This window comes from Actinoplanes palleronii, from assembly GCF_016862315.1.
Lineage (GTDB): Bacteria > Actinomycetota > Actinomycetes > Mycobacteriales > Micromonosporaceae > Actinoplanes > Actinoplanes palleronii.
This window is the reverse complement of sequence record NZ_BOMS01000051.1, coordinates 1-22,599: the sequence shown is the minus strand read 5'-3', so window position 1 is coordinate 22,599 and position 22,599 is coordinate 1. Positions and strand designations below refer to the sequence as shown.

24 protein-coding genes are annotated in these 22,599 nt (G+C 69.9%); 4 read left to right on the top strand and 20 right to left on the bottom strand.

Annotated elements, in window-relative coordinates:
* Positions 1-38 precede the first annotated feature (38 nt).
* Positions 39-680 (top strand): putative glycolipid-binding domain-containing protein, encoded by a 642-nt coding sequence (locus Apa02nite_RS18645; protein WP_203826132.1) that lies wholly within the window; start codon positions 39-41, stop codon positions 678-680.
* Here Apa02nite_RS18645 and Apa02nite_RS18640 read toward each other — a convergent pair.
* The 3 genes from Apa02nite_RS18640 to Apa02nite_RS18630 all read right to left on the bottom strand — a co-directional run bounded on the left by Apa02nite_RS18640 (position 655) and on the right by Apa02nite_RS18630 (position 3,718).
* Entirely contained in the window at positions 655-1,884 is a 1,230-nt protein-coding gene (locus tag Apa02nite_RS18640; RefSeq protein WP_203826131.1) for a M1 aminopeptidase family protein, read from the bottom strand. The genes Apa02nite_RS18645 and Apa02nite_RS18640 overlap by 26 nt on opposite strands.
* 288 nt (positions 1,885-2,172) lie before the next feature.
* On the bottom strand, positions 2,173-3,267 hold the full coding sequence (gene cds1 / locus Apa02nite_RS18635; RefSeq protein WP_275412487.1) for an L-cysteine desulfhydrase Cds1: 1,095 nt from the start codon (positions 3,265-3,267) through the stop codon (positions 2,173-2,175).
* A gap of 1 nt (position 3,268) precedes the next feature.
* Positions 3,269-3,718, bottom strand: coding sequence for an Lrp/AsnC family transcriptional regulator (locus Apa02nite_RS18630; RefSeq protein ID WP_014687391.1), 450 nt, complete (start codon positions 3,716-3,718; stop codon positions 3,269-3,271).
* A gap of 212 nt (positions 3,719-3,930) precedes the next feature.
* Between Apa02nite_RS18630 and Apa02nite_RS18625 the strand changes: the two genes are divergently transcribed.
* Positions 3,931-4,206: a BldC family transcriptional regulator gene (locus tag Apa02nite_RS18625; RefSeq protein ID WP_083971111.1), complete on the top strand. Its 276-nt coding sequence runs from the start codon at positions 3,931-3,933 to the stop codon at positions 4,204-4,206.
* On the opposite strand, the gene Apa02nite_RS18620 is transcribed toward Apa02nite_RS18625, so the two are convergent.
* The 5 genes from Apa02nite_RS18620 to Apa02nite_RS18600 are packed head-to-tail and all read right to left on the bottom strand — an operon-like array spanning position 4,203 to position 8,763.
* On the bottom strand, positions 4,203-4,820 hold the full coding sequence (locus Apa02nite_RS18620; RefSeq protein WP_203826130.1) for a UbiX family flavin prenyltransferase: 618 nt from the start codon (positions 4,818-4,820) through the stop codon (positions 4,203-4,205). The two genes, Apa02nite_RS18625 and Apa02nite_RS18620, sit on opposite strands and share 4 nt — an antisense overlap.
* A 12-nt stretch (positions 4,821-4,832) precedes the next feature.
* A complete protein-coding gene (locus Apa02nite_RS18615; protein WP_203826129.1) occupies positions 4,833-5,894 on the bottom strand; it encodes a hypothetical protein in 1,062 nt (353 codons plus the stop codon).
* A complete protein-coding gene (locus tag Apa02nite_RS18610; RefSeq protein WP_203826128.1) occupies positions 5,881-6,387 on the bottom strand; it encodes a sigma-70 family RNA polymerase sigma factor in 507 nt (168 codons plus the stop codon). Before Apa02nite_RS18610 ends, Apa02nite_RS18615 begins: the two co-directional genes overlap by 14 nt.
* 31 nt (positions 6,388-6,418) lie before the next feature.
* Entirely contained in the window at positions 6,419-7,306 is an 888-nt protein-coding gene (mqnP, locus tag Apa02nite_RS18605) for a menaquinone biosynthesis prenyltransferase MqnP (protein ID WP_083971110.1), read from the bottom strand.
* Positions 7,303-8,763, bottom strand: coding sequence for a menaquinone biosynthesis decarboxylase (locus Apa02nite_RS18600; protein ID WP_203826127.1), 1,461 nt, complete (start codon positions 8,761-8,763; stop codon positions 7,303-7,305). Before Apa02nite_RS18600 ends, mqnP begins: the two co-directional genes overlap by 4 nt.
* Positions 8,764-9,054: 291 nt before the next feature.
* Here Apa02nite_RS18600 and Apa02nite_RS18595 point away from each other — a divergent pair, with 291 nt between their 5' ends.
* Positions 9,055-9,714 (top strand): hypothetical protein, encoded by a 660-nt coding sequence (locus tag Apa02nite_RS18595; protein WP_203826126.1) that lies wholly within the window; start codon positions 9,055-9,057, stop codon positions 9,712-9,714.
* A gap of 3 nt (positions 9,715-9,717) precedes the next feature.
* On the opposite strand, the gene ccsB is transcribed toward Apa02nite_RS18595, so the two are convergent.
* From ccsB to hemL, 6 genes are read right to left on the bottom strand one after another with little or no spacing between them, the layout of a single operon-like run.
* Positions 9,718-10,701, bottom strand: coding sequence for a c-type cytochrome biogenesis protein CcsB (ccsB, locus tag Apa02nite_RS18590; protein ID WP_203826125.1), 984 nt, complete (start codon positions 10,699-10,701; stop codon positions 9,718-9,720).
* Entirely contained in the window at positions 10,701-12,335 is a 1,635-nt protein-coding gene (resB, locus tag Apa02nite_RS18585) for a cytochrome c biogenesis protein ResB (RefSeq protein WP_203826124.1), read from the bottom strand. The genes ccsB and resB overlap by 1 nt, the downstream gene beginning before the upstream one ends.
* A complete protein-coding gene (locus Apa02nite_RS18580; protein WP_203826123.1) occupies positions 12,332-13,147 on the bottom strand; it encodes a cytochrome c biogenesis CcdA family protein in 816 nt (271 codons plus the stop codon). The genes resB and Apa02nite_RS18580 overlap by 4 nt, the downstream gene beginning before the upstream one ends.
* On the bottom strand, positions 13,147-13,701 hold the full coding sequence (locus tag Apa02nite_RS18575) for a TlpA family protein disulfide reductase (protein ID WP_067687722.1): 555 nt from the start codon (positions 13,699-13,701) through the stop codon (positions 13,147-13,149). The genes Apa02nite_RS18580 and Apa02nite_RS18575 overlap by 1 nt, the downstream gene beginning before the upstream one ends.
* 1 nt (position 13,702) lies before the next feature.
* Complete coding sequence (locus Apa02nite_RS18570; protein WP_203826122.1) at positions 13,703-14,353, bottom strand: histidine phosphatase family protein; 651 nt, start codon at positions 14,351-14,353, stop codon at positions 13,703-13,705.
* Between the two features lie 36 nt (positions 14,354-14,389).
* Positions 14,390-15,727, bottom strand: a complete 1,338-nt coding sequence (hemL, locus tag Apa02nite_RS18565) for a glutamate-1-semialdehyde 2,1-aminomutase (protein ID WP_203826121.1) — start codon at positions 15,725-15,727, stop codon at positions 14,390-14,392.
* A 124-nt stretch (positions 15,728-15,851) separates the two neighbouring features.
* On the opposite strand from hemL, the gene Apa02nite_RS18560 reads away from it, so the two are divergent.
* Positions 15,852-16,178, top strand: coding sequence for an STAS domain-containing protein (locus Apa02nite_RS18560; protein ID WP_203826120.1), 327 nt, complete (start codon positions 15,852-15,854; stop codon positions 16,176-16,178).
* Here the strand turns inward: Apa02nite_RS18560 and Apa02nite_RS18555 are convergent.
* From Apa02nite_RS18555 to Apa02nite_RS18530, 6 genes are all read right to left on the bottom strand, one after another.
* Entirely contained in the window at positions 16,152-16,655 is a 504-nt protein-coding gene (locus Apa02nite_RS18555; RefSeq protein ID WP_203826119.1) for a GNAT family N-acetyltransferase, read from the bottom strand. The genes Apa02nite_RS18560 and Apa02nite_RS18555 overlap by 27 nt on opposite strands.
* 63 nt (positions 16,656-16,718) lie before the next feature.
* Positions 16,719-17,531 (bottom strand): hypothetical protein, encoded by an 813-nt coding sequence (locus tag Apa02nite_RS18550; RefSeq protein ID WP_203826118.1) that lies wholly within the window; start codon positions 17,529-17,531, stop codon positions 16,719-16,721.
* A complete protein-coding gene (locus Apa02nite_RS18545) occupies positions 17,528-18,031 on the bottom strand; it encodes a SigE family RNA polymerase sigma factor (RefSeq protein WP_067687713.1) in 504 nt (167 codons plus the stop codon). Before Apa02nite_RS18545 ends, Apa02nite_RS18550 begins: the two co-directional genes overlap by 4 nt.
* A 72-nt stretch (positions 18,032-18,103) precedes the next feature.
* Complete coding sequence (locus Apa02nite_RS18540) at positions 18,104-19,609, bottom strand: pectate lyase (RefSeq protein WP_203826117.1); 1,506 nt, start codon at positions 19,607-19,609, stop codon at positions 18,104-18,106.
* A gap of 94 nt (positions 19,610-19,703) precedes the next feature.
* Complete coding sequence (locus Apa02nite_RS18535; protein WP_067687709.1) at positions 19,704-20,252, bottom strand: response regulator; 549 nt, start codon at positions 20,250-20,252, stop codon at positions 19,704-19,706.
* 86 nt (positions 20,253-20,338) lie between these two features.
* On the bottom strand, positions 20,339-22,599 hold a 2,261-nt coding region (locus Apa02nite_RS18530), incomplete at its 5' end, for an ATP-binding protein (protein ID WP_203826116.1).

Here is a 22,599-nt window from a genome sequence, read left to right as displayed (position 1 = left end):
TTGGCTCTCTCGGCCGGAAACCCGGGTAGCTTGCCGGTATGGGCGTGTTGTCAGCAGGGTTGTTCTGGGAACGCCGGGATGTCCCAGGTTGTGAGCATGTGCGGCTGGATGCGCAGAACGGGCTTTATGCCCGGGGAACCGTGCTGGCCGCCGAGCCTGTGGAGTTCGCCTGTCACTACGAGATCCAGACGGATCCGAGCTGGGCGACGGTGCGGCTGGACGTGCGGTCCGAAGGTGCCGGCTGGGCGCGCGGGGTGCGGCTGGAGCTGGCCGCCGGGCGGTGGCGGGTGACAACGTCCGAGCAGGGCGATCTCGACGCGGCCCTGGTGAACGCGGGGCACGCGCGGGCCGGGCTGCCCGGGATCGAGGACCCGGACCTGCTCTACGGAGTGTTCGACGTCGATCTGAGCGGGTCGCCGCTGACGAACACGCTGCCGATCCGCCGGCGCGCGCTGCTGACCGGGGAGGTCGGCGTCTCGCACCGGGTGAGCGTGGCGTGGGTGCTGGTGCCGAGCCTCGAGGTGGTGCAGGCGGACCAGATCTACACCCCGCTCGGCGAGAACCGGGTCCGCTTCGCCAGCGAGACGTTCGCCGCCGACCTGACGGTCGACGACGACGGCTTCGTCACCGATTACCCGGGACTCGCCCGAATGATCACACTCGGTCGCGGATCCAGCTGAGGCAGGCCTTGTCGACGGTGGCGAACGGCTTTCCGTACGCCGTACGAGACGCCTCGTCGGGCTTCTTCGCCTCGCGCAGCACCAGGTTGGTGAACTGGAGCAGCTTGCGATCACCGAACTTGGCGGCCATGCACGCGGTCGCGTAGTGCCCCATCGCGTAGAGCGTGTTCACCGTCAGATCGTCCGCGTTGTCGGCCAGGGACGGCACCGCGATGCTCTTCGGCATCCCGCGCCGCTGGAACGCCTCGGTGAGCACGTCGTGGTTGCCGGTGTCCTGCGGCTTGCGAGGCAGCGCGCCGATGTACTCGGCCACCCCCTCGACCAGCCACTGGTCGTCGGTGGTCTCCCAGGTCCCGCCGGCCAGGGTGACCACGTGCGCGAGCTCGTGCTGGATGGTCACCGCGAGCTGGCCCCGGTCGGCGCTGGACTTGGCGCGCAGCACGATGTCGCCGCCGGTCGAGTTGAGCGGCATCTCGTAGCCGATCACCCACTTCTCCTTGATGCCGCCGTACCAGTTCTTCCAGCCCTTCTCGTCGGCGACGTAGACCCGGTACCGGCGCTGCGGGTTGTTCACGTACCCGGCGTAGCGGTCGGCCACCTTGGCGGCCTTCTCGGCCAGCGCGAGCACCTGCTTGAGCTGCTTGGCCTGGCTGCTCGGGCCGGCCACGATGACCCGCTTGCCCTTCACGAAGGTCAGCGCCCGGTTGTCCCACGGCGCCGGCTGCAGGTAGTTGTTCTCGACGCCGGCCTGGTCGTTCAGCTCGGTGATCACCCACTGGCCACGGACCTGCTGGAACGTCAGCCGGTAGGTGACCTTGGCCGGGCCCTCGTCGTAGTTCTTGCGCCAGTCCGGGCAGGCCACACCGGAGAAGCAGTAGCCGAGCGCGGCCTGGGTCACCACCTTGGTCGCGGTGGTCCCCTCCAGCTTGTCGGCGTGGAACTCGGCGTGGCTGATCTCCAGCGTCCGCAGGTTCCGGAACATCGTCCGGTACCGGGTGACAAGCGTCTTCTTCGCCGGGTCGACGAAGGCCAGCCAGGCCTTCTCGTCGCCCTTGGTGAGCGCCTCGGCCTGCTTCTGCAGCCGCTCGGCGACCAGCTCGAACGGGGTGGCCGGGCGGGCCGGCGCCGTGGCGGCGTCGGCCTTCGCGGGCTCGTCGCGGGCCGGCCAGAGCACCGCGGCGCCGGCGCCGGCGGCCAGGATCACAGCGGCCAGGGTGGCGAAGACGGCCGGCTTCCAGTTGCGCTGGGGGGCCGGCGGAATAGGCGGAAAGGGTGGAGGACCCCAGGGAGCGGGCGCCGGCGGGGCGGGCGGGGCGCCCCACGGAGCGGGCGGCGGCGGGCCCCAGTGGGCCGGCGGCGGGCCGTAGGAAGGGTCCGGGGATTCCCGGGGCCGGGGCACGACCGGAGGCTGCCAAACGGCCTGGGGCTCCGGCACGGCCGAACGTGAGGGATCTTCCACGGCCGGATCTAATCACGGACCGTCGATGCAGGCCTAGTCCGGCCAGACGCCGTCCCGCAGGAACGCCTCGATCGTCGTGGTGTGCGGTGCCAGGACCAGTCCCTGATCGCTCACCCACCGGTCGGAGTAGTAGGTGTCCGCGTACCGTTCGCCGCCGTCACAGATCAGCGTGACCACCGATCCGGTGCGCCCGGCCGCCAGCATCTCGGCGATCAGCCCGAACGCGCCCCACAGGTTGGTCCCGGTGGACCCGCCGAGGCGCCGGCCCAGGATCGCCGAGCCGGCCCGCATCGCGGCGAGCGACGCGGCGTCCGGCACCTGCACCATCCGGTCGACGACCGCGGGCAGGAAGGACGGCTCCACCCGGGGACGGCCGATGCCCTCGATCCGGGAACCCTTCCCGGTCACCACGGTCCAGTCGGCGGCGACGTAAGCCTGCCAGAACGCCGAGCCTTCCGGGTCGACAACGCAGACCTTGGTGGGGAAACGGCGGTAGCGGGCGTATCGGCCGATGGTGGCGCTGGTGCCGCCGGTGCCGGCGCCGACAACGATCCAGGTCGGCACCGGGTGGCGTTCCATGGCGAGCTGGAGGTGGATCGACTCGGCGATGTTGTTGTTGCCGCGCCAGTCGGTGGCCCGCTCGGCGTGGGTGAACTGATCCATGAAGTGACCACCGAGGTCCGCGGCGAGACGCTGGGCCTCGGCCACCACGGTGGTCCCGTCGGTCACCAGGTGGCACCGTCCACCCTGGAACTCGATCAGCGAGATCTTCTCCGGCGAGGTGCTGGCCGGCATCACCGCGATGAACGGCAGGCCGAGCATCCGGGCGAAGTACGCCTCGCTCACCGCGGTCGAGCCGGAGGACGCTTCCACGACGGTGGTCTGCGGGCCGATCCAGCCGTTGCACAGGGCGTACAGGAAGAGCGACCGGGCCAGGCGGTGCTTGAGCGAACCGGTCGGGTGCGAGGACTCGTCCTTGAGGTACAGGTCGATGCCCCAGGCGGCCGGCAGCGGGAACGGCAGCAGGTGGGTGTCGGCGGACCGGTTGGCGTCCGCCTCGACCAGAGCGATCGCGTTGCGGGCCCAGTCCCGGGCGCTGTCGTCGCAGCGCTCCACGGAGATCGTCAACTCAGCCGACCCCGGGCTGCGGGCGGTTCTCCCACTTGGTGGAGAGGGCGATGGCAGTGCGGGTGGAGGCGACGCCGGGGGTTCGGTTGATCCGGACAATCAGCTGCTCCAGTTCCGCGATCGTGCCGACCCGGACGATCAGTTGGTACGACTCCACTCCGGCCATGAAGTAACAACTTTCCACCTCGGGCATCGCGCGCACCGCGGCGAGCACGTCGTCGGTGTCCGCGCCGGAGTCCTCGACGATGCCGATCAGCGCGGTGACCCCGAGGCCGACCGCTTCGTGGTCGACGTCGGCGCGGTAACCCCTGATGGTGCCGGCGGCCTCGAGCTTACCGACTCGCTCGTGCACCGCGGGGGCGGAGAGCCCGACCTTGCGCGCCAGCTCGGCGTACGACGAGCGCGCGTTCTCCCGGAGCAGGTCGATCAGCCGGAGGTCGATGGAGTCCATGTGTGAAACCCTAAACGGGTGGCCGGTCGGCACTCACGCCCGGTAGCGACGAATGGGGGGCAGGATAATGATCGTTGTCGCAATCGGGGCTTTTTCCGCATTTCACGGACTTGGTTCTGGGGCGGTGCTCTAATGGCTTTACGTCCCGATCGAGCAAGCCGACACTCACCGTGACCACGGCCGCTCCAGAAAACAGAACCGAGGAGGGGGTTGTGGACACTGGAGACCGTCTGCTGACGCCGGGCGAAGTAGCCGCATTGTTTCGCGTCGATCCGAAAACGGTCACGCGCTGGGCTGCAGCCGGGCGAATCGGTAGCATCCGTACTCCTGGTGGACACCGCCGATTCCGCGAATCCGAAGTCAAGGCCCTCCTTGAGGGCGACGGCGTGATCGAGGAGATGCGCGAGGACGACGCGGCGAACAAGCCGCGTAACAGTGGTCCGACAAGCCCGGGTACGGGTTTCGGTCCGCCCAACGGTTTGCGCTAGCGCTCACCGAGCCGTCCGTTCCATCGCCGCATCAGGGTGTGTGTTACGCCCAGCGAGTCCAACACTTTGCCAGCTACGAAATCGACGAGTTGCTGTGCGGTGGCGTCTGCTCCAGACCCGTAGAAACCGGGGCTGGCAGGCAGCACCACCGCACCAGCGTCGTGCAGTGCGATCAGATGTTCCAGGTGACTACGTGTCACCGGAGTCTCCCGCGGCACCACCACGGTCCGTCGGCGCTCCTTCAGATTGACCTCCGCGGCCCGCTGAAGCAGGTCCTTGGAGAGTCCGATGGCGATGCCGGCACACGCCGCTGTGCTGGCCGGCACCACCGCCATCCCCTTCGCCGGATATGAGCCGCTGCTCGGTCCGGCTGCCAGATCACCGGCCGGCCAGTAGGCCAGGTCACCGAGGTCACGGCCCAGCCAGGCGCCGACGTCGTCCTTCCAGTGCGCATCCCGGATCGTCGCACCGGTCTCGTCCAGCAGGGTGAGCCGGGCCGCCCGGGAGACGACCAGGTCGACCGACTCGCCGGCGTCCAGCAGTGCGGTGAGCACCGCGCGGGCGTAGGGCGTGCCGGAGGCGCCGGAGACACCGATGATCCAAGGTTCGCGCATGCTCCCAGTGTGCTACCGGTTCACGGTCAACTGGGCTGCGGCGGGTATGGCGTCATTCACCCGGGGCCAGGTGCCGGGCTGATCCTGGTCCAGCACGGTGATGCCCTCGAGGGTCCTGCGCAGCTCGGCCACCGGCAGCGTCGTGGCGTCCGTGGTCATCACGTTCACCATGGTCCGGCCGTCCCCCACGAACATCCGGCAACTCGGCCCGTCGATCTTCGGCGTGGTGCACTCCGGCGTCGTGGGGCCGGAACCGTCCGTCTTGTGGAACGGAATGACGCTGATGAGCAGGGTCGCGTGACTCGTACGGAGGCTCTCCGGCGGCACCCGGGTCGGTGCGGTCATCCGGGCCTCGGCCACCTCGGCCACCTCGAACCGCGCTGACGGGCTGCCGGCCGGCGTGGTGACGTTGGTCAGCCGATAGTCGGCGGGGACGTAGGTCATCCGGAACCCCAGATGTGCGGCCCGCGCGGCGCCAGGCCGGAACCCCTCGGCGATCTGCCGCATCTCCGCCTTGGTCATGGCCAGCGGTACCGGCGCCTGCACGTGTGCGTAGGCGCCGTCGGCGTAGTCCCAGATCAGATAGCGGATCCCGCCCTTGTCAGCGAGGAAGTAGGCCGGGCGGCCGTTGATCGGCTCGGCGGTAATCCGCTCCCCGGTGATCCCGGCGGGCAGCGGAGCCCCGGGCAGCCCGATGGAGAGATGGCACATGACGGCACAACCCGGCTTCTTGCTCCCGTCATCGGTGATCTTCGCGAACATCCAGCCCAGCGACAGCGACAGCGGGTCGGTGACCGTGAAGCGGCCGGCCCGATAGCCGGTGAAGGTGTAGTCGAACGGCACCAGCGACGGTACGACCGGGCCCGGCTGCACCACCGGCGCCGAGCGGCGGTCCGGTCCGTGCAACCACTGCGGGACGCCGATGACCGCGGCCACCGCGAGCGCCACGCCGGCCACCCAGGCGGTCCGGCGGCGCCGTCGCAGCCGGCGGCCGGCCCGGACCACGTGATCGACGTCGTACCGCGCGGGCGGCGCGTCCGCCCGGGCCGCTTCGAGCAGGTCAGACAGCTGCATGACGCGCCTCCAGTTCGACGCCGAGGACTCGCCGGAGCGTTTCGAGGCCGCGTGCCGTGTAGACCTTCACAGTTCCTTCCGGGCACTGCAGCGCGGCCGCCGTCTGCTGCACGCTCAGGCCCTCCAGGAACCGCAGCACCAGCACCGCCCGGTACCGCGGTGGCACCTTGAGCAGTGCGGCACGGAGTTCGAGCCGGTCGTGCACCACCCCCGTCAGGTCGGGCACGACCGGCTCCGGAACGTCGTGAGCACCTGAACGTTCGCGGCGCCACCACGGGCGGCGGGTCTCGTCGATCGCCGCCCGCACCACTGCGGCACGGGCGTACCCCGCGACGTTGTCGATCCGGGACCACTTCACGTACAGCCGGGCCAGCACGGTGAGGACCGCGTCCTCGGCTGACTGCCAGTTGCCGCACGTGAGATAGGCGAGGCCGCGCAGCGAGTCCATCTGCGCGGCCACGAACTCCCGGAACTCGGCCTCTCTATCGCTCACGATCACTAGACGGAGCCGGGGCCGGAACGGGTTACAGCAGATTCAGGTCGAGCACCGCGAAGACGAACAGCGCGATCCCGATGAAGCCGTTCGCGGTGAAGAACGCCCGGTTGACTTTGGAGAGGTCGGTCGGGGTCACCACCACGTGCTGGTAGATCAGGCCGCCCGCGGTGAGCGCCAGCCCGATCCACCAGAGCCAGCCGAGGCCGACCAGCTGGCCGAACCAGACGAAGAACCCGAACGTCAGCACGTGGGTGACGGTGGAGATGTGCAGGGCGACCGGCACACCGAACCGGGCCGGCGTGGAGTGCACCCCGATCCGCCGGTCCACCTCGACGTCCTGGCAGGCGTAGATGATGTCGAAGCCACCGATCCACAGGCCGACCGCGATGCCGAGCACCCAGGCCGGTCCGGAGCCGCTGAACGTACCGGTGATCGCCAGCCAGGCGCCGACCGGTGCGACCGCCTGTGCCAGCGCGAGCACGTAGTGCGGGAAGTTCGTGAACCGCTTCGCGTACGGATAAATGACCAGCGGGACCACCGCGAGCGGCGACAGGACCAGGCACAGCGGGTTGAGCAGGCCGGCCGCGAGCACCAGGATCACGAGCGAGACCGCGGCGCCGGTCCAGGCGGTCCGCACGCTCACCGCGCCGGTGACCAGTTCCCGGTTCTGGGTACGCGGGTTCAGCGCGTCGATCTTGCGGTCCAGGATCCGGTTGGCGGCCATCGCGAACGTCCGCCCGGACACCATCGCGACGGTGACCAGCACCAGGTCCAGCCAGTGCCGCCCGGTGCCGTCCCGGTCGATGGCGACCAGCGCGGAGAGGTACGCGAACGGCAGCGCGAAGACCGAGTGCTCGATCATGACGAGCCGCAGGAAGGACTTGACCTTCCCGGGCTTCTCCTCGACAGCTGTCACAGCCCGTATTCCTTCCACCGCTTGTCGACCAGGGAGACGACTTCCGGCGCCATGATCATCTCTTCTGGCCAGCCTCGCGTATAGCCCTCCGCGGGCAGCTTGCGGGTCGCGTCCACGCCCGCCTTGCCACCCCAGAACTGCTGGTACGACGAGTGGTCCAGGTGATCCACCGGGCCCTCGGTGAGCAGCAGGTCCCGCGCGTAGTCGACGTTGCCGAAGGCGCGGAAGGCCACCTCGTTGTAGTCGTGCACGTTGCAGTCCTCGTCCACCACCACGATCAGCTTGGTGAGCGACATCAGGTGCGCGCCCCAGATGGCGTTCATCACCTTCTGCGCGTGCTTCGGGTAGCGCTTGCGGATCGACACGATCAGGCAGTTGTGAAAGACCCCGGCGGCCGGCATGTCGTAGTCGACGATGTCCGGGATCAGGATCTTGGCCAGCGGCAGGAAGATCCGCTCGGTGGCCTTGCCCAGGCCGTGGTCCTCCTGCGGCGGCTGGGACGTGATGATCGAGTGGTACACCGGGTCCTTGCGCATGGTCATGCACTCGATGTGCAGCACCGGGAACGGCTCGACCGGCGTGTAGTAGCCGGTGTGGTCGCCGAACGGTCCCTCCGGGTGCCGCTCGCCGGGCTCCAGGTAGCCCTCCAGGATCACCTGGGCGTTCGCCGGGACCTGCAGCGGCACGGTCAGGCAGTCGACCATCTCGACCCGCTCGCCGCGCAGGAAGCCGGCGAACAGGTATTCGTCGATGTCGCCGGGCAGCGGGGCGCTGGCCGCGTAGCAGACCACCGGGTCGGCGCCGATCGCGATCGCCACCGGCAGGCGCTGCCCGAGCCGCTCGGCGACCGCGTGGTGCGCGGTGGAGTCCTTGTGGATCTGCCAGTGCATGCCGAGCGTGTTCTTCGAGTGCTGCTGCAGCCGGTAGAGCCCGAGGTTGCGCTTGCCGGTCTCCGGGTGCTTGGTGTGCGTCAGCCCGAAGTTGTGGAAGATGCCGCCGTCGCCGGGCCAGACCTGCAGGCCGGGCAGCCGGCCCAGGTCCACCTGGTCGCCCTTGAGCACGATCTCCTGGACCGGCGCGACCTTCACCTTCTTCGGCGGCACCGACTTGAGCTGCAGCACCTTGGCGATGCCCTCGCGGATCCCGGACCAGCCGACCGGCAGCTCCGGCTTGGCCAGCGCGCCGATCCGGTTGCCGATCTCGTCGAGCGACTCGACGCCGAGCGCCATCGCCATCCGCTTCTCGGTGCCGAACAGGTTGATCGCCACGGGCATCTCGCCGCGCGTCGGATTCTCGAAGAGCAGCGCCGGGCCACCGGCGCGGACCGTGCGGGTCACCACCTCGCTGATCTCCAGCGTCGGATCCACCGGCACGGTGACCCGGCGCAGCTCACCGGCGGATTCCAGGGCGGCGAGAAAGCTCTGCAGATCGGCATAGGGAAACCCACGGGACGCCATGACCCACAGTCTGGCACCGGCCCGGCCCCTCCTCGAGCCCAGGTCCGTCACGTTTGATCCGCGCCTCACGTTGACCAGATGGTGAAGCGGCGGAGCATGGCACGGTGGTGCGCCCTGATCGGGTTGCTGGCCGTCGGCGCGATAGCCGCCCCGGCGGTCTCGGCACGGCCTGATCGGCTTCCGGTCTGCGGTGTTCCAGGTCCGGCTTCCAGCCGGCCACCCTCGGTCCGGGCATCGCGGTCCGCTCCAGGTGCGTGCCGGGCCGCGGTCCTCGAGTCTTCGGTACGACAAGTGAAGCCCCCCGGCCTCACCCCGAGCGGCTACCACCACCTCGGCGCCGGGACAGCCGGCGAGTGGAGCGGCGTCTCCGGCCGGCTCGGCGTGGTGGACGGCGCGATCCGGAACGGCACGTACGACTTCGTCGCCAGCCGGTTCATGGTGAAACGGGACATGGGCAAGGGGAACATCGCGTGGCTCGAGGCCGGCTGGGCGCAGAACGGCTGGGAACTGGCCGCGCGCCCGCACATCTACACCTACAACACGAACACCAAGTCCTGGCAGTTCTACGACCAGTACCCGATCAAGGCCGGTGACACGGTCTGGCTGGACCTGCACACCGACGCCGACGGGGTCTGGCAGGCCTGGCTGTGGTGGAACAACCGGTGGAACCTGCTCACCGCGCAGAAGCTGCCGATCGGCGGCTCCGCGTTCGTCGAGCAGTACGTCGAGGTGCACGCGGACGCGAAGAGCCCGGGCCGGATCGACGTGCCGCCGGTGAAGGTGGACAACGTCCAGCTGCGCCCGCCCGGCGGCGGCCCGGCCCGGTTCTGGCGCGAGGACGTGCCGACGCTGACCGGGGTGGCCCCGGGGCAGCAGCAGCGCAGCGGCGGCTTCTGCCTCGACTGGACCACCCGCTACGACACGTGGAGCGCGGGCGACTGCACGTCGTGATCCTCAGCCGGCGTTGGCGTAGCTGTGCAGCCCTTCGAAGAACAGGTTGACGCCGAACAGGTTCATCAGCATCGTCACGAAGCCGAGCAGCGCGATCCAGGTCGCGGCGGTCCGCTTGACGCTCGGGGTGGCCCGGGCGTGCAGGTAGGCCGCGTAGACGACCCAGGAGATGAACGCCCAGACCTCCTTGGGGTCCCAGCCCCAGTACCGGCCCCAGGACGCCTCGGCCCACAGCGGCCCGGCGATCAGGGCACCGAACGTGAACAGCGGGAACGCGAACGCGTGCAGCCGGAACGTCAGCCGCTCGAGCGCCGCGGCCGGCGTCGGCACCCGCTTGCCCAGCGTGTAGGGGAAGCTGCGCTTGCCCTGGTCGTAGCCGTTCTTGATCAGGAACATGGCGGCCGGGACCGCGCCGATCAGGAAGATGCCGGACGAGATGATGATCGTCGAGACGTGCACGATGAACCAGTACGAGTGCAGCGCCGGCACCAGCGGGCCGACCGGCGTGTAGGCGACCAGCGCGGCCGCGCCGAGCAGCATCACCAGCGCCAGCGAGGAGAACAGGCCGAGGTGCCGCAGGGCCGGGCGGCGCAGCAGCACACCCATGAACACCGCCGAGCCGACGAAGGCGGCCGAGGCGATGTACTCGTACATGTTGCCCCAGGGCATCCGGTCGGCGGCGATGCCGCGGGTGACCAGGGTGCCCAGGTGCAGGGCCAGCGCGACGACGTTGAGTGCCACCGCGATGCGGCCGGCCCACTCGCCGCGGCCCGGCTTCTCCGGGGCGGCCGGCTCGGTCACCACAGGGTCGGCCGGGACCTCGGCGTCCACCGGCGCGCCGGCGCCGACGAGCTGCCGGGCCGGGCGGTTCGCCGCCTTGCCGATCCGGCTGCGGCGGCCGAACGCGTACTCACCCGCGTAACAGACCATGGCGGCCAGGTAGGTCAGCACGGCCAGGGCCATGAGCTGGTCGGACAGATTCGCCATCAGGGCGTTCCTTCCTCGGCGTGTCCGGGTGGCCCGCCATCGGTGTCGGTGCGGGTCAGCGCGGCGAATTCGGCCGCGAACCCCGGATAGTCGGTGCGGGGCAGACCACCGGCTTCGATCACGCTACCGCCGGTGTCCGGACCCTCGGCAGGGGACACCCGGAACCAGACCCGGCGCCGGTGCACGAAGAGCGAGAGCATCAGGCCGAGCAGCCCGAGCACCGCGCCGGCCAGCACCGTCGTCTGCGTCGGGTCGTACCGGATGGAGAGCGTGGCGAACTGGCGGGTGCCGACGAACTCCAGCTTGCTGCCGTCGTCGAGGGTCCAGGTCTGTCCGGGCTTCAACGCGTACGGCCGCTCGCCGCTGACCTTCTTCAGCTCGCCGTTGGTGATCTGGCCGCGGTCCAGGGCGTAGACCGAGCCTGCCTTGCCCACGTCCAGGCCCAGGTTCCCGCGGTACGCCGCCAGGTAGAGCATCGGGTTGTTCGCGGCCGGGAACGTCGACGTGGCGCTGCCGTCGGTGCTGCCGGTCGGCAGGAAGACGCCCTCGAAGCCGACCTGCAGCTTGGGGTCGCGCTGGTTCGTCTTCGGATCGATGTTGACGTCCGGGAACTGGGCGACACCCGTGCTGGTCTGCATGGCGTCGGTGGGCAGGAACGGGACGATCTTGGTCTGGCTGACGCCGTACTTGTCGGTGTAGCGCAGGATCGGCGCGTAACCCTGGCCGATCAGGTGCACGTTGGCGTGGTGCAGCCGGAGCGGGTCGTTGACCGTGAAGTCGGCCGGCTGGTACGTCCCGTTGCCCTCCTTGACCTCGACCGAGGCCAGGAACGACTTGGGCTGGCCGGTGCTCTGGTAGGTGGCCTCGAAATCGGTCATCCGCATGCAGAACTTCGGCAGGTCGCCGGCGTCCACGCGCGGGCCCAGCGCGGAGTCGTCGTACTGCGTGATGGTGTTGCAGAAGCCCTGGTCGGCGCCGGTGACCAGCAGCCGGTTGCCGTGCCAGCCGTACCAGTGTCCGAAGCCGACCCCGATCAGCACGGCCAGCAGCGCGAAGTGGAACAGCAGGTTGCCGGTCTCCTTGAGGTAGCCCTTCTCGGCCGCGACCGAGAACCCGCCGTCCGGCAGCGGCACCACCCGGGTCCGGAACAGCTTGCGGCGCAGCGTCCGGGCCAGGCTCGCCGCCGCGGCGGCCGGGTCCTCCGGCCGGGTGGACGCCGCAGCGTGCTGCGGCAGTCGTTCCAGCCGTTTCGGCGCGGTCGGCGGCATCGACGCCATCGCTCGCGCGTGGTCACGCAGCCGGGGCAGCACGCAGCCGACCAGCGACGTGAAGAGCAGCAGGTAGATCGCCGCGAACCAGGCCGACGCGAAGACGTCGAAGCCGCCCAGCCGGGCCACCCACGGCGCCAGGTCCGGATGCGCGGTGTAGTACTGCGACACCCGCTCCCGGTTCACCGAGGTCTGCGGGAAGTACGAGCCCGGGATCGCCGCGACGGCCAGCAGGAACAGCAGCACCAGCGCGGTACGCATGCTGGTCAGCTGCCGCCACGAGTTGCGCAGCAATGCCCAGAGCGGGTTCACCCGGCGCGGCTGCGGCGCCTCGGCGGTGGCCGGACGGTCCTCGACGACTGTCACAGCAGTGTCCCCGCGCCGAAGTCGAACGTCGTCTGCAGCCAGATCAGGAAGTAGTCCCACTGGCCGCTGACCAGGGCTACACCGACCAGGATCAGCAGGCCGCCGCCGATCCGGGTCACCCAGCGGCTGTTGCGGCGGATCGCCTTGAAGACGCCGAGCAGCTTGCGGAAGAACAACCCGAACAGGATGAACGGGATGCCCAGCCCCAGGCTGAAGGCGATCGCCAGGATCACCGCGCGGTCGGTCTGCCCGGTCGTGGTGGCCAGGCCGATCACCGCGCCGAGGGTGGGGCCGACACACGGCGTCCAGGAGAGCGCGAAGATCGCGCCGAACACCGGCGCCCCGAGCAGGCCGGCCGCCGGCAGCTTGCTGAACCGGGCCTCCCGCTGCAACCCCGGGATCACCCCGAGGTACGCCAGGCCGAGCCCGATGATCAGCACGCCGAGGATCAGGTTGAGCGTGTCCTGGTTGGTCTTCAGGCTGAACACCACGTTCGACACCAGCGTGATGAGCAGCGTGAAGACCACGGTGAAACCGAGTACGAAGAGCAGGCTCCCGGCCAGCACCCGGCTCTTCACCGCCACCACCCGGGTCGTGGTGGCGACCCCGCCGGCCTCGACCGGCTCCGGACGGGTGGTGCCGATCGCCGCTTCCAGGTCGGCGCCGGCCAACCCGGTGACGTAGGAGAGATAGCCCGGCACCAGCGGCAGCACGCACGGCGACAGGATGCTGACCAGCCCGGCGATCAGTGCCGCGCCGACTGCCAGCAGCAGCGGGCCGCTGGCGGCCATCTCCTTGAAGGCGTCGTCCATCAGCCGGTCACCTCCGCGGCCACCCGTTCCACCAGCGGTTGCAGCTCACCGGCGGTGGTCGAGCGCCGCAGCGCGACCGCGATCCGGCCCTGGCGGTCCAGGATCAGCGTGGCCGGCGTGGTGGTCTGGGTGATCTCGAACTGGAGCGCGACGTCACCGTCGAAGTCGTAGATGCTCGGGTACGTCATCCGGCCCCGCTCGAACGCCTTCGCCGAGTCCCGGTCGTCCCGCGAGTCGATGCCCAGGAACGTCACGTTCTTGTCCTTGGCGCCCTGGTAGACCTTCTCCAGGTCGGGCGCCTCGGCCCGGCACGGTGCGCACCAGGAGCCCCAGAAGTTGATCACGATGACCTTGCCGCGGTCGGTGGCGATGTCGTACTTCGTGCCGTCCAGCAGCTCGCCGGTCACGTCGCCGATCTGCGGCCGGTCCGCCTCGTCGCACTCCACCACGCCGTTCGTGGTGGTGCACTTCTTCGCCCAGTTCTCCGCGCCGCAGCCGGCCAGGACGCCGGTAAGGGCGACCGCGGCCAGCGTGGCGGCGAGGAGACGGCGCACGTCAGGCTCCCTTGGCGGTCTTGGCGGTGGCGGAGAGCGCGACCAGGTGCGCGGCCGGTTCGGAGTAGTCGATGCCGACCACCTTGGACCCCTCGAACCGGAACGAGGTCAGGCTCGCCAGGCCGCACTCCCGCTTGCGCGGATCGTGCCACAGGCGCTTGCCCTCGACGTAGCGCCGGAGCGTCCAGATCGGCAGCTGGTGCGAGACGCAGACCGCCTCGTGGCCCTCGGCCGCCACGCGGGCCGCCTGCACGGCCTCGAACATCCGCTGCGCGATCGCCAGGTAGGCCTCACCCCAGGACGGGGTGATCGGGTCGCGCAGCACCCACCAGTGCCGGGGGTTGCTGAACGCGCCGTCACCGACCGAGACCCGCTTGCCCTCGAAGAAGTTCGCACTCTCGATCAGCCGGACGTCGGTCGCCGTCTCCAGCTTGAACTCGGCGGAGATCGGCTCGGCCGTCTCCCGCGCGCGCTCCAGCGGGCTGGCCACCACGTGCGTCACGTCCCGGCCGGACAGCGCCGAGGCGGCCGCCTTGGCCATCTGATGACCGAGCTCGGAGAGGTGGAAATCCGGCAGCCGGCCGTAAAGGATCTTGGTGGGGTTGAACACCTCACCGTGGCGGAAGACGTGCACCGTGGTCCTGGACGGCACAGTGTTTTCGTTTTTGGACAAGTCAGTCACTTCTCTTCAGCTCCCCGCAGCGGCCCTGGCGGCGTGTGGCAGCGCGGCGGAGATCTGCTCCAGCGCCGCGTCGTCGATCGCGGTCGACACGAACCACGACTCGAAGGCGCTCGGCGGGAGATAGACCCCGCGCGCCAGCATGGCGTGGAAGAACGCCTTGAACGCCGCGGCGTCCTGGGTCTTCGCCGAGTCGTAGTCGGTGACCTCGTTGTCGGTGAAGAAGATCGAGAACATGTTTCCCGCGTACGACAACCGGTGCGGCACCGACGCCTCGGTCAGCGCGGCCGAGGCCAGCGAGCCGATCGTGGTGGCCAGCTCGTCCAGCCGCTTGTAGGCGTCCGCGTCAGCGAGCCGCAGCGAGGCCAGGCCCGCGGCGCAGGCCAGCGGATTGCCGGAGAGGGTGCCGGCCTGGTAGACCGGGCCGGCCGGGGCGAGCCGCGACATGATGTCCCGGCGGCCGCCGAACGCCGCCGCGGGCAGGCCGCCGCCCATCACCTTGCCGAACGTGAACAGGTCGGCGTCGACCGGGTGCAGCCCGGCCCAGCCGCCCGCGGACACCCGGAAGCCGGTCATCACCTCGTCCACGATCAGCAGCGCGCCGTGCCGGTGGGCGATCTCGGCGAGCTGCTGGTTGTAGCCCTCGCGCGGGGTGACCACGCCCATGTTGCCCGGGGCGGCCTCAGTGATGATCGCCGCGATCTGGTCGCCCTCCGCGGCGAAGGCGGCCTCGACCGCGGCCACGTCGTTGTACGGCAGCACGATCGTCTCGGACGCCGCCGCACCGGTCACACCGGGCGAGTCGGGCAGGCCGAGGGTGGCCACCCCGGAGCCGGCCGAGGCCAGCAGGGCGTCCACGTGGCCGTGGTAGCAGCCGGCGAACTTCACGATCTTCGACCGGCCGGTGAAGCCCCGGGCCAGCCGGATCGCCGTCATCGTGGCCTCGGTACCCGAGTTGACCAGCCGCACCTCGTCGATCGGCGTGCGCCGGACGATCTCCTCGGCCAGGTCGACCTCACCCGCCGTGGGAGTGCCGAAGCTGGTACCGAGGGCGGCCGCGCTCTGCACCGCGGCGACGATCTCCGGGTGGGCGTGGCCGTGGATCAGCGGGCCCCAGGAGCAGACCAGGTCGACGTACCGCCGGCCGTCGACGTCGGTCATCCACGGGCCGCTGCCGTGCGCCATGAAGCGCGGCGTGCCGCCGACCGCGCGGAAAGCACGCACAGGTGAATTGACCCCGCCCGGGATGACGGTCTGGGCACGGTCGAAGAGGGCCTGGGAGACCGGGGCGTCCTCCGGATACGGAAGATCCGCGGTGGGATATGTCGTGGTCACAGCGGTTCCCATTCTGTCAGCGGGCACGGTCGCCTATGTTGAGAGGGTTGTTCACGTCACCGGTTGATGTCCGGAACAGCCTGGTTCGACCGCGCCCGACGGGCCGATCGGCGAGTAAGAGGATAGGCTGACCGTCGTGGAGCGACCCGAGCTGTCCATCACGGTTCAGCGCGCCCCCGACGAGGTGACAATGCAGCTCGCCGGGGAGATCGACGTGCTCACCGTCACCGAGTTGGCTGCTCTCGTCAACGAGGTGCTCGCCGACGAATCACCGCATCGCATCGTGCTGGACATGGCCGGCGTCACCTTCTGCGACTCGCAGGGCCTGGGCACCCTGGTCGTGCTCAGCCGCAAGGCGCAGCACAACCAGACCGTGCTGGCACTGGCCAACGTGGGCGATTTCCTGATGCGGGTGCTCGACATCACCGGGCTCCGGTCAGCCCTCATGATCAGCACTGCCTGACCTCAGGTCCTTGCGCATCTGCTGCGTGACCACCCGGTAGCCGGCCGTCGTATACAGCCCGATCGCGCGGGCGTTGTCACCGAAGACGTTCAGCTCGAGCGCCGGCACGCCACGCTCGCGGACGACCTGCTCGCCGGCGGTGAGCAGGGCCCGGCCGTACCCGGCGCCCTGGAACTCCTCGTCGATCGCGATCTCGTAGAGGAACGCGCAGTCCCGGAAACCCCGCGGGTGCTCCAGGCTGATCCAGATCGTGCCGACCACCGCGCCGTCACCGCGTACGCCACGAAGGAAGATCATCCCCGGGGTCTCCTGGCCGCGCGGCAGCAACGCCGCCTGGCCATCCCGCGTGCGTTGCAGGTTTTCCTCGAACGTGCCCGAGCCCGCCTCGGCCTGGGCTGTGGCGAAGGCACGCATGACAGCCTCGTGCCACGCGTCGAACTCGTCCGCGGTCATCTCCCGCACGGTCAGGTCGGGCATACCCCGATGCTGTCACATCCACCTGAGAGCCCGGCGGGCATCACGTCGGCTGTGGACGACACCTCAGCCGAAGGCACCGCTGACCGCCAGCGCGGTGCCGGATCCGCTGGTCGCGGCGGCCGTGTAGGCGTCGGCTCCGGCATCCCGGCCACCTGACGCGTACGTGTACCGCGCGAAGAACGTGTACGTCCCCGCCGCCAGCGTGTCCCCCGACGAGAGCGTGAACCGGTACACCAGCGCACCGGCCTCCTCGGTGACGCTGCTGTTCACGCTCGCGCCGGGCACCTGCTGGCTGCCGCCCCGGGCGACCAGCTCGGCGGTCTTCGCCACCCGGATGGTCACCTCGAGCGCGGTCAGCTGCTCGGTGGTCCGGATCGTCACCACGCTGCTGGCCTGGGTGTCGCCACCCACGTCGACCGAGCCGTCGGACCAGAGCGGCCCCATCGTGGCACTGTCCGTGACCGGGGCCGAGGTGGCCGGCGCGGCCGCCGACGGCGACACCGACTTGCTGGGCCGGCGACTGCCCGGCGACCGGCTGGCCGGCGTGCTGGGCGAGGCCGGGCCGGACGGCGACGGGGTGGCGTTCTCGGTGACCGCCGGGCCCACCGACGCGGTGACCGCCGGGGGCGGCGGCGTGGGCCGACCCTCGTCCGGCCCGCCGGCCAGCGCCCACTGGGCGAAGCCGCCACCACCGAACACCGCGGCCACCGCGACCGCCGCGCCGGCGATCCGGATCCGCGGACCCCGCCCGCGTGCCGCGGCCTCGTTCCGCATCGCCGTCTGGGTGACCCGGTTCAGGATCACGACACGGTCGGGCTGATGTGCTGCCGCCTCAGCGCGCAGCAGCGCGCGCAGCTCGTTCTCGGTGACCGTCACCGCGCCGCCTCCCAACCGTTGATTCGAGCCAGACTGCCGCCGAGCATCTCGGCCAATTGCTTCGCTCCGCGTGAGGTCGCGCTCTTCACCGTGCCCTCGGAGATCCCGAGGGTGCTGGCCACCTCACGTTCGGACATGTCGAACGCGTACCGCAGGACCACGCAGGCCCGCCGCCGGTGCGGCAGCCGGGCCAGGGCGCGACGGACGTCCAGGACGACCGGAACGTCCGACTCCGGTGCCCGCTTGAGCACTTCCAGCGAGAACAGCCGTTCCCGGCTGCGCTTGCGGATCCAGTTGCGGGCCAGGTTCATCAGGATCCCGTGGCCGTACGCCGCCGGGTCGTCCGCCGCCTGCACCCGGTCCCAGTGCCGCCACACCTCGGTCATGGCGTCCGCCGCGAGGTCGTCGGCGGCCGAGGCGTCCCCGGTCATCAGGTACGCCAGCCGCGACAACGAGTCATGGTGCCGTTCGAAGTACGCGTGGAAGGCGGCGTCGCGCATCGGCACCCTTCAGGTCACGGCGGTGGAATCGGACGGTGGCCGCCGGGCTGGCACCCGGCGGCCACCACTACCTCACTTGAAAGTGACGTCGGAGGCCGAGTACTTGCAGTTGACGCCGTCCGGGCCGGTACCGACCTCGGTCGGCTCGGCGCCGGTGCTGTTGCCCTTGAACTTCACGCAAACCTTCAGGTCCGCGGACCCGACCACGGTGATGCCGGAGAGCGTCGCGGTGTCGCCGAAGTTCGTGTTGATGCCGACCAGCGCCTTGGCCTTGCCGGTGGCGATCACGTTCTGCACCACCACCGAGCGCTTGTACTGGGTCTTGCAGTTGCCGCACGAGCGGTACAGCTTGCCGTAGTCGCTGACCTGGAAGTTCTTGATGGTCAGCGTGCCGCCGCCGTTGTGCTGGAAGACCTTGTCGTCGGCGCCCTTGGCCCCGCCGCCGTTGACGGTGTAGACCGCCGAGGTGCCGCCCTTGAACGTCGCGGCGTCCTCGCCGACGTTCTCCCACCAGACGTTGGTCAGCGTGCAGGAGCCCTTGCAGTGCACGCCGTCGGCGGCCGGGTCACCCAGGATCACGTTCGACAGGGTGGCGCCGTCGGCCAGCTCGAAGAGCGGACCCTGGTCCTCGTCCTGCGAGGCGGTGCCGAGCGCGCCGCTGCCCGAGTAGCGCACGTTGCCGCCGTCGAAGCTGCCGGTCACCGCGATGGTGGCGGTCACCGGCTTGTCGCCCTTGGCGGTCGGCCAGGTGGTGGACGCCGACGCGGTCGCGGTCGGCGTGGCGCTCGTGGTGGCGGTGGGTGTGGCGGACGCGGTCTTGGTCGGGCTCGCGGTCGCGGTCTTCGTCGCCGTCGGGCTCGCCGTCGCGGTCTTGGTCGCCGTCGGGCTGGCGGTCGCGGTCTTGGTCGCCGTGGCGGACGCGGACGCGGCCGCCACCGGGGACACCACGACGTCGTCGAACTCGGCCGACGCGAAGCTGGTGATCAGGCCGATCCGGCCGGTGCCGGGCAGCACACCGGTGCCGCTGCCGATCGCCGTGCCGTCCACGTACCCCTTGATCGTGCTGCCCGAGGCGTCGATCCGCAGGGTGTGCCAGGCGGTCAGGCCGCTGACCGTGGCGGAGCCGAGCACCGAGACCGCGCTGCCCTTGACCGCCTGCAGTTCGGCCTTGCCGGCGCCCAGCAGGGCCAGCCGGTACATGGTCGACGAGCCGCTGGCCCGGGCCGCGACACCGGCCAGGCCGGTGCCCAGCTTGACACCCTTGACCTTGGCCTGCACCGAGTAGTCGGCCCACGAGGTCTCGCCGGCGAACACCCGGGCGATCTCACTGTCCGTCTTGGACTGCTGGTAGACCTTCGAGCCGTCGGTCACCACGGCCCAGGTGCCACCGGACTTGGTCCAGCCGCTCGCGCCGTCCTCGAAGTTCGCGTCGAACGACGTGCTGGCCGAGGCGTTCGGGACGAGCACCGCCACCAGGGCGGTGACCGCACCCGCGGCACCGGCCGCGCCCAGGGTCGTGATCATCCGGCGGCGGCGACGGCTCGCGGCGAGGGCGTCGTCGGGGTGTACGTGCCGCATGGTGCTCCTAGCGTCCTGGGGGATGAGGCTTCGACCGCTTGTGGTGCGGACGATCAACTTCGTTGCCTCTGGTGACCCAGGTCACATGGAGCGGTCAGCTACCCCAGCGGGCCTTCTCCAGCAGCGCGAGCGCCTCGGTGGCCGCGTCCGCGCCGCCGGCCCGCAGCACCCGGGCTGCCTCGTCGACCGTCTCGGTCAGTCGCAGCCACTGCGAGTCGCGTTCCTTCGTCGCCTCGGAAACCGCCTTGAGCTGCTGGTTCTTGACCCACAGCTCGACGAAGATGGAGACCTTGGCCCGCAGCACCCACGGGTCGAACGGCTTGGTGAGGTAATCCACCGCGCCCACCGCGTAGCCCCGGAGGGCGAGCTGGGCGTCCCGATCGGCCGCGGTCAGGAACAGGATCGGCACGTGCCGGGTCCGCTCCCGCCGTTTGATGTGGCTGGCCGTCTCGAAACCGTCCATGTTGGGCATGTGCGCGTCGAGCAGGATCACCGCGAAATCGTCGGTCAGCAGCTGTTTGAGCGCGGCCTCGCCACTCTCCACCGCGACCGCGGTCACCGGCAGACCCTGCAGGATCGCTTCCAGTGCCAGCAGGTTGTCCCGCCGGTCGTCGACCAGCAGTGCTTTGGCGCGCTCACCCACGCGTGCTCACCTCGTTCCTTCCGACGTCGCCTCACCAGCCCGTGCCCGGCCGCGGCTCGAGAGCCGCGACCGAAGATCAGACTCGGTCAGCCACGTTCCGGTTCCGTGGTCTCCGCGTTCACCCAGCGCGCCATCAATTCGATCAACTCGTCCAGATCGACCGGCTTGGTGATGTAGTCACTGGCGCCGGCGGCGAGGGCCGACTCCCGGTCACCGGGCATCGCCTTCGCTGTGAGGAACACTACCGGTAGGTCCCGGAAACGCTGATTGCGGCGAATTCCCCGGGTCGTCTCGTAGCCGTCCTGGTCGGGCATCATCGCGTCCATCAGCACGATGTCCACCTCCGGATGCTCGTTCAGGATCCGGACGCCGTCCACCCCGTTGTCCGAGTACAGGACGTTCAGCCCGTGCATCTCCAGGGCGCTGGTCAGGGCGAAGACGTTGCGGACGTCGTCGTCGACGATCAGCACGGTGGCGCCGTCCAGCTGCCGGCCGGCCGGGTTCGCCGGAGCCGGTTCCTCCTGGCGAGGCGGCATGGCCAGCGACGGCATCTCCATCAGTGACGGCATCTTCAGCGCCGGGGCCGGCCGGACCGAGATCGCCTTGGCCGGCGGCAGCCCGGCGGGCAGGGCCGGCATCGGGATCGCGTCCGGGCTCAGCGCCTCCGGCATGTAGAGCGTGAAGATCGAGCCCTCACCGGCCACCGAACGGACCGCGATGGTGCCGCCGAGCAGCGCGGCGAACTCCCGGCTGATCGACAGGCCGAGGCCGGTGCCGCCGTACTTGCGGGTGGTGGTGCCGTCGGCCTGCTGGAACGGCTCGAAGATGATCGCCAGTTTCTCGTCCGAGATGCCGATGCCGGTGTCCCGGACCGCGAACGCCACCACCTCCTGCGCCGAGACCAGCGAAGGAACGTCCGAGTCGGACTCACGGGACGCCGCGAAGATGCTCAGCGTGACCGACCCGTGGTCGGTGAACTTGACCGCGTTGGAGAGCAGGTTGCGCAGGATCTGCTGGAGCCGCTGCGGGTCGGTGACGATCGAGTCCGGCAGGCCGGGCGCCAGCTCCACCTCGAAGCGCAGGCCCTTGTCCTCGGCCTGCGGGGCGAACGCCTGCTCGACGTAACTGCGGATGCCGTCGAAGTCGACCACGTCCGGCTCGACGTCCATCCGGCCGGCCTCGATCTTCGACAGGTCCAGGATGTCGTCGATCAGCGACAGCAGGTCGGAACCGGCACTGTGGATGGTGCGGGCGAACTCGATCTGCTTGTCGGTGAGGTTCTGATCGGTGTTGTCCGCGAGCAGCCGGGCCAGCAGCAGCAGCGAGTTCAGCGGGGTGCGCAGCTCGTGGCTCATGTTGGCGAGGAACTCGGATTTGTACGTGTTGGCGCGGGACAGCTGCTGCGCCTTCTCCTCCAGGCCGAGCCGGGCCAGCTCGATCTCCCGGTTCTTCAGCTCGATGTTCGCCTTCTGGTCGCTCAGCAGCTTGGCCTTGTCCTCCAGCTCGGCGTTGGTGCGCTGCAGCTCGGCCGACTGGTCCTGCATCTCCCGGGCCAGGCGCTGCGACTGGGTCAGCAACTCCTCGGTACGCCGGTTCGCCTGGATCGTGTTCAGCGCCACCCCGATCGTGGCGACCAGCCGCTCCAGGAACGTCAGGTGCAGCCCGGAGAACGCGGCCACCGACGCGAACTCGATCACGCCGAGCATCTCGCCCTCGAACAGCACCGGCAGCACCACCAGGTCGTTCGGCGGCATCGCGAGCAACCCGGACCGCATGGTCAGGATGCCGTCGTGGGTGGCCCGGACCCGGATCGTGCGGCGGGACACCGCGGCCTGGCCGACCAGCGCCTCGCCCGGCCCGAACGTCACCTCGTGATCGCGGGCCACGTAGCCGTACGCCGCGGCCAGCCGCAGGCGCATCACCGCTTCCTCGTTGTCGACCAGGAAGAACGCGCCGAGCTGCGCGTCCACCAGCGGCGTCACCTCGGTCATGATCATGCGGCAGACCTCGCCGACGTCCCGCTGGCCCTGCAGCAGGCCACCGATCCGGGCCAGGTTCGAGTCGAGCCAGCCCTGCTCCGCGTTGGTCTTGGTGGTGTCGCGGAGCGTCACGATCATCCGGTTGATGTTGTCCTTGAGCTCGGCCACCTCGCCCTGCGCCTCGACCGCGACGCTCTGGGTCAGGTCACCCCGGGTCACCGCGGTGGACACCTCGGCGATCGCGCGGAGCTGGATGGTCAGCGTGGAGGCCAGCTGATTGACGTTGTCGGTGAGGTCGCGCCACGTACCGGAAACGCCCTTGACCTGGGCCTGACCGCCGAGCTTGCCCTCCGAACCGACCTCGCGCG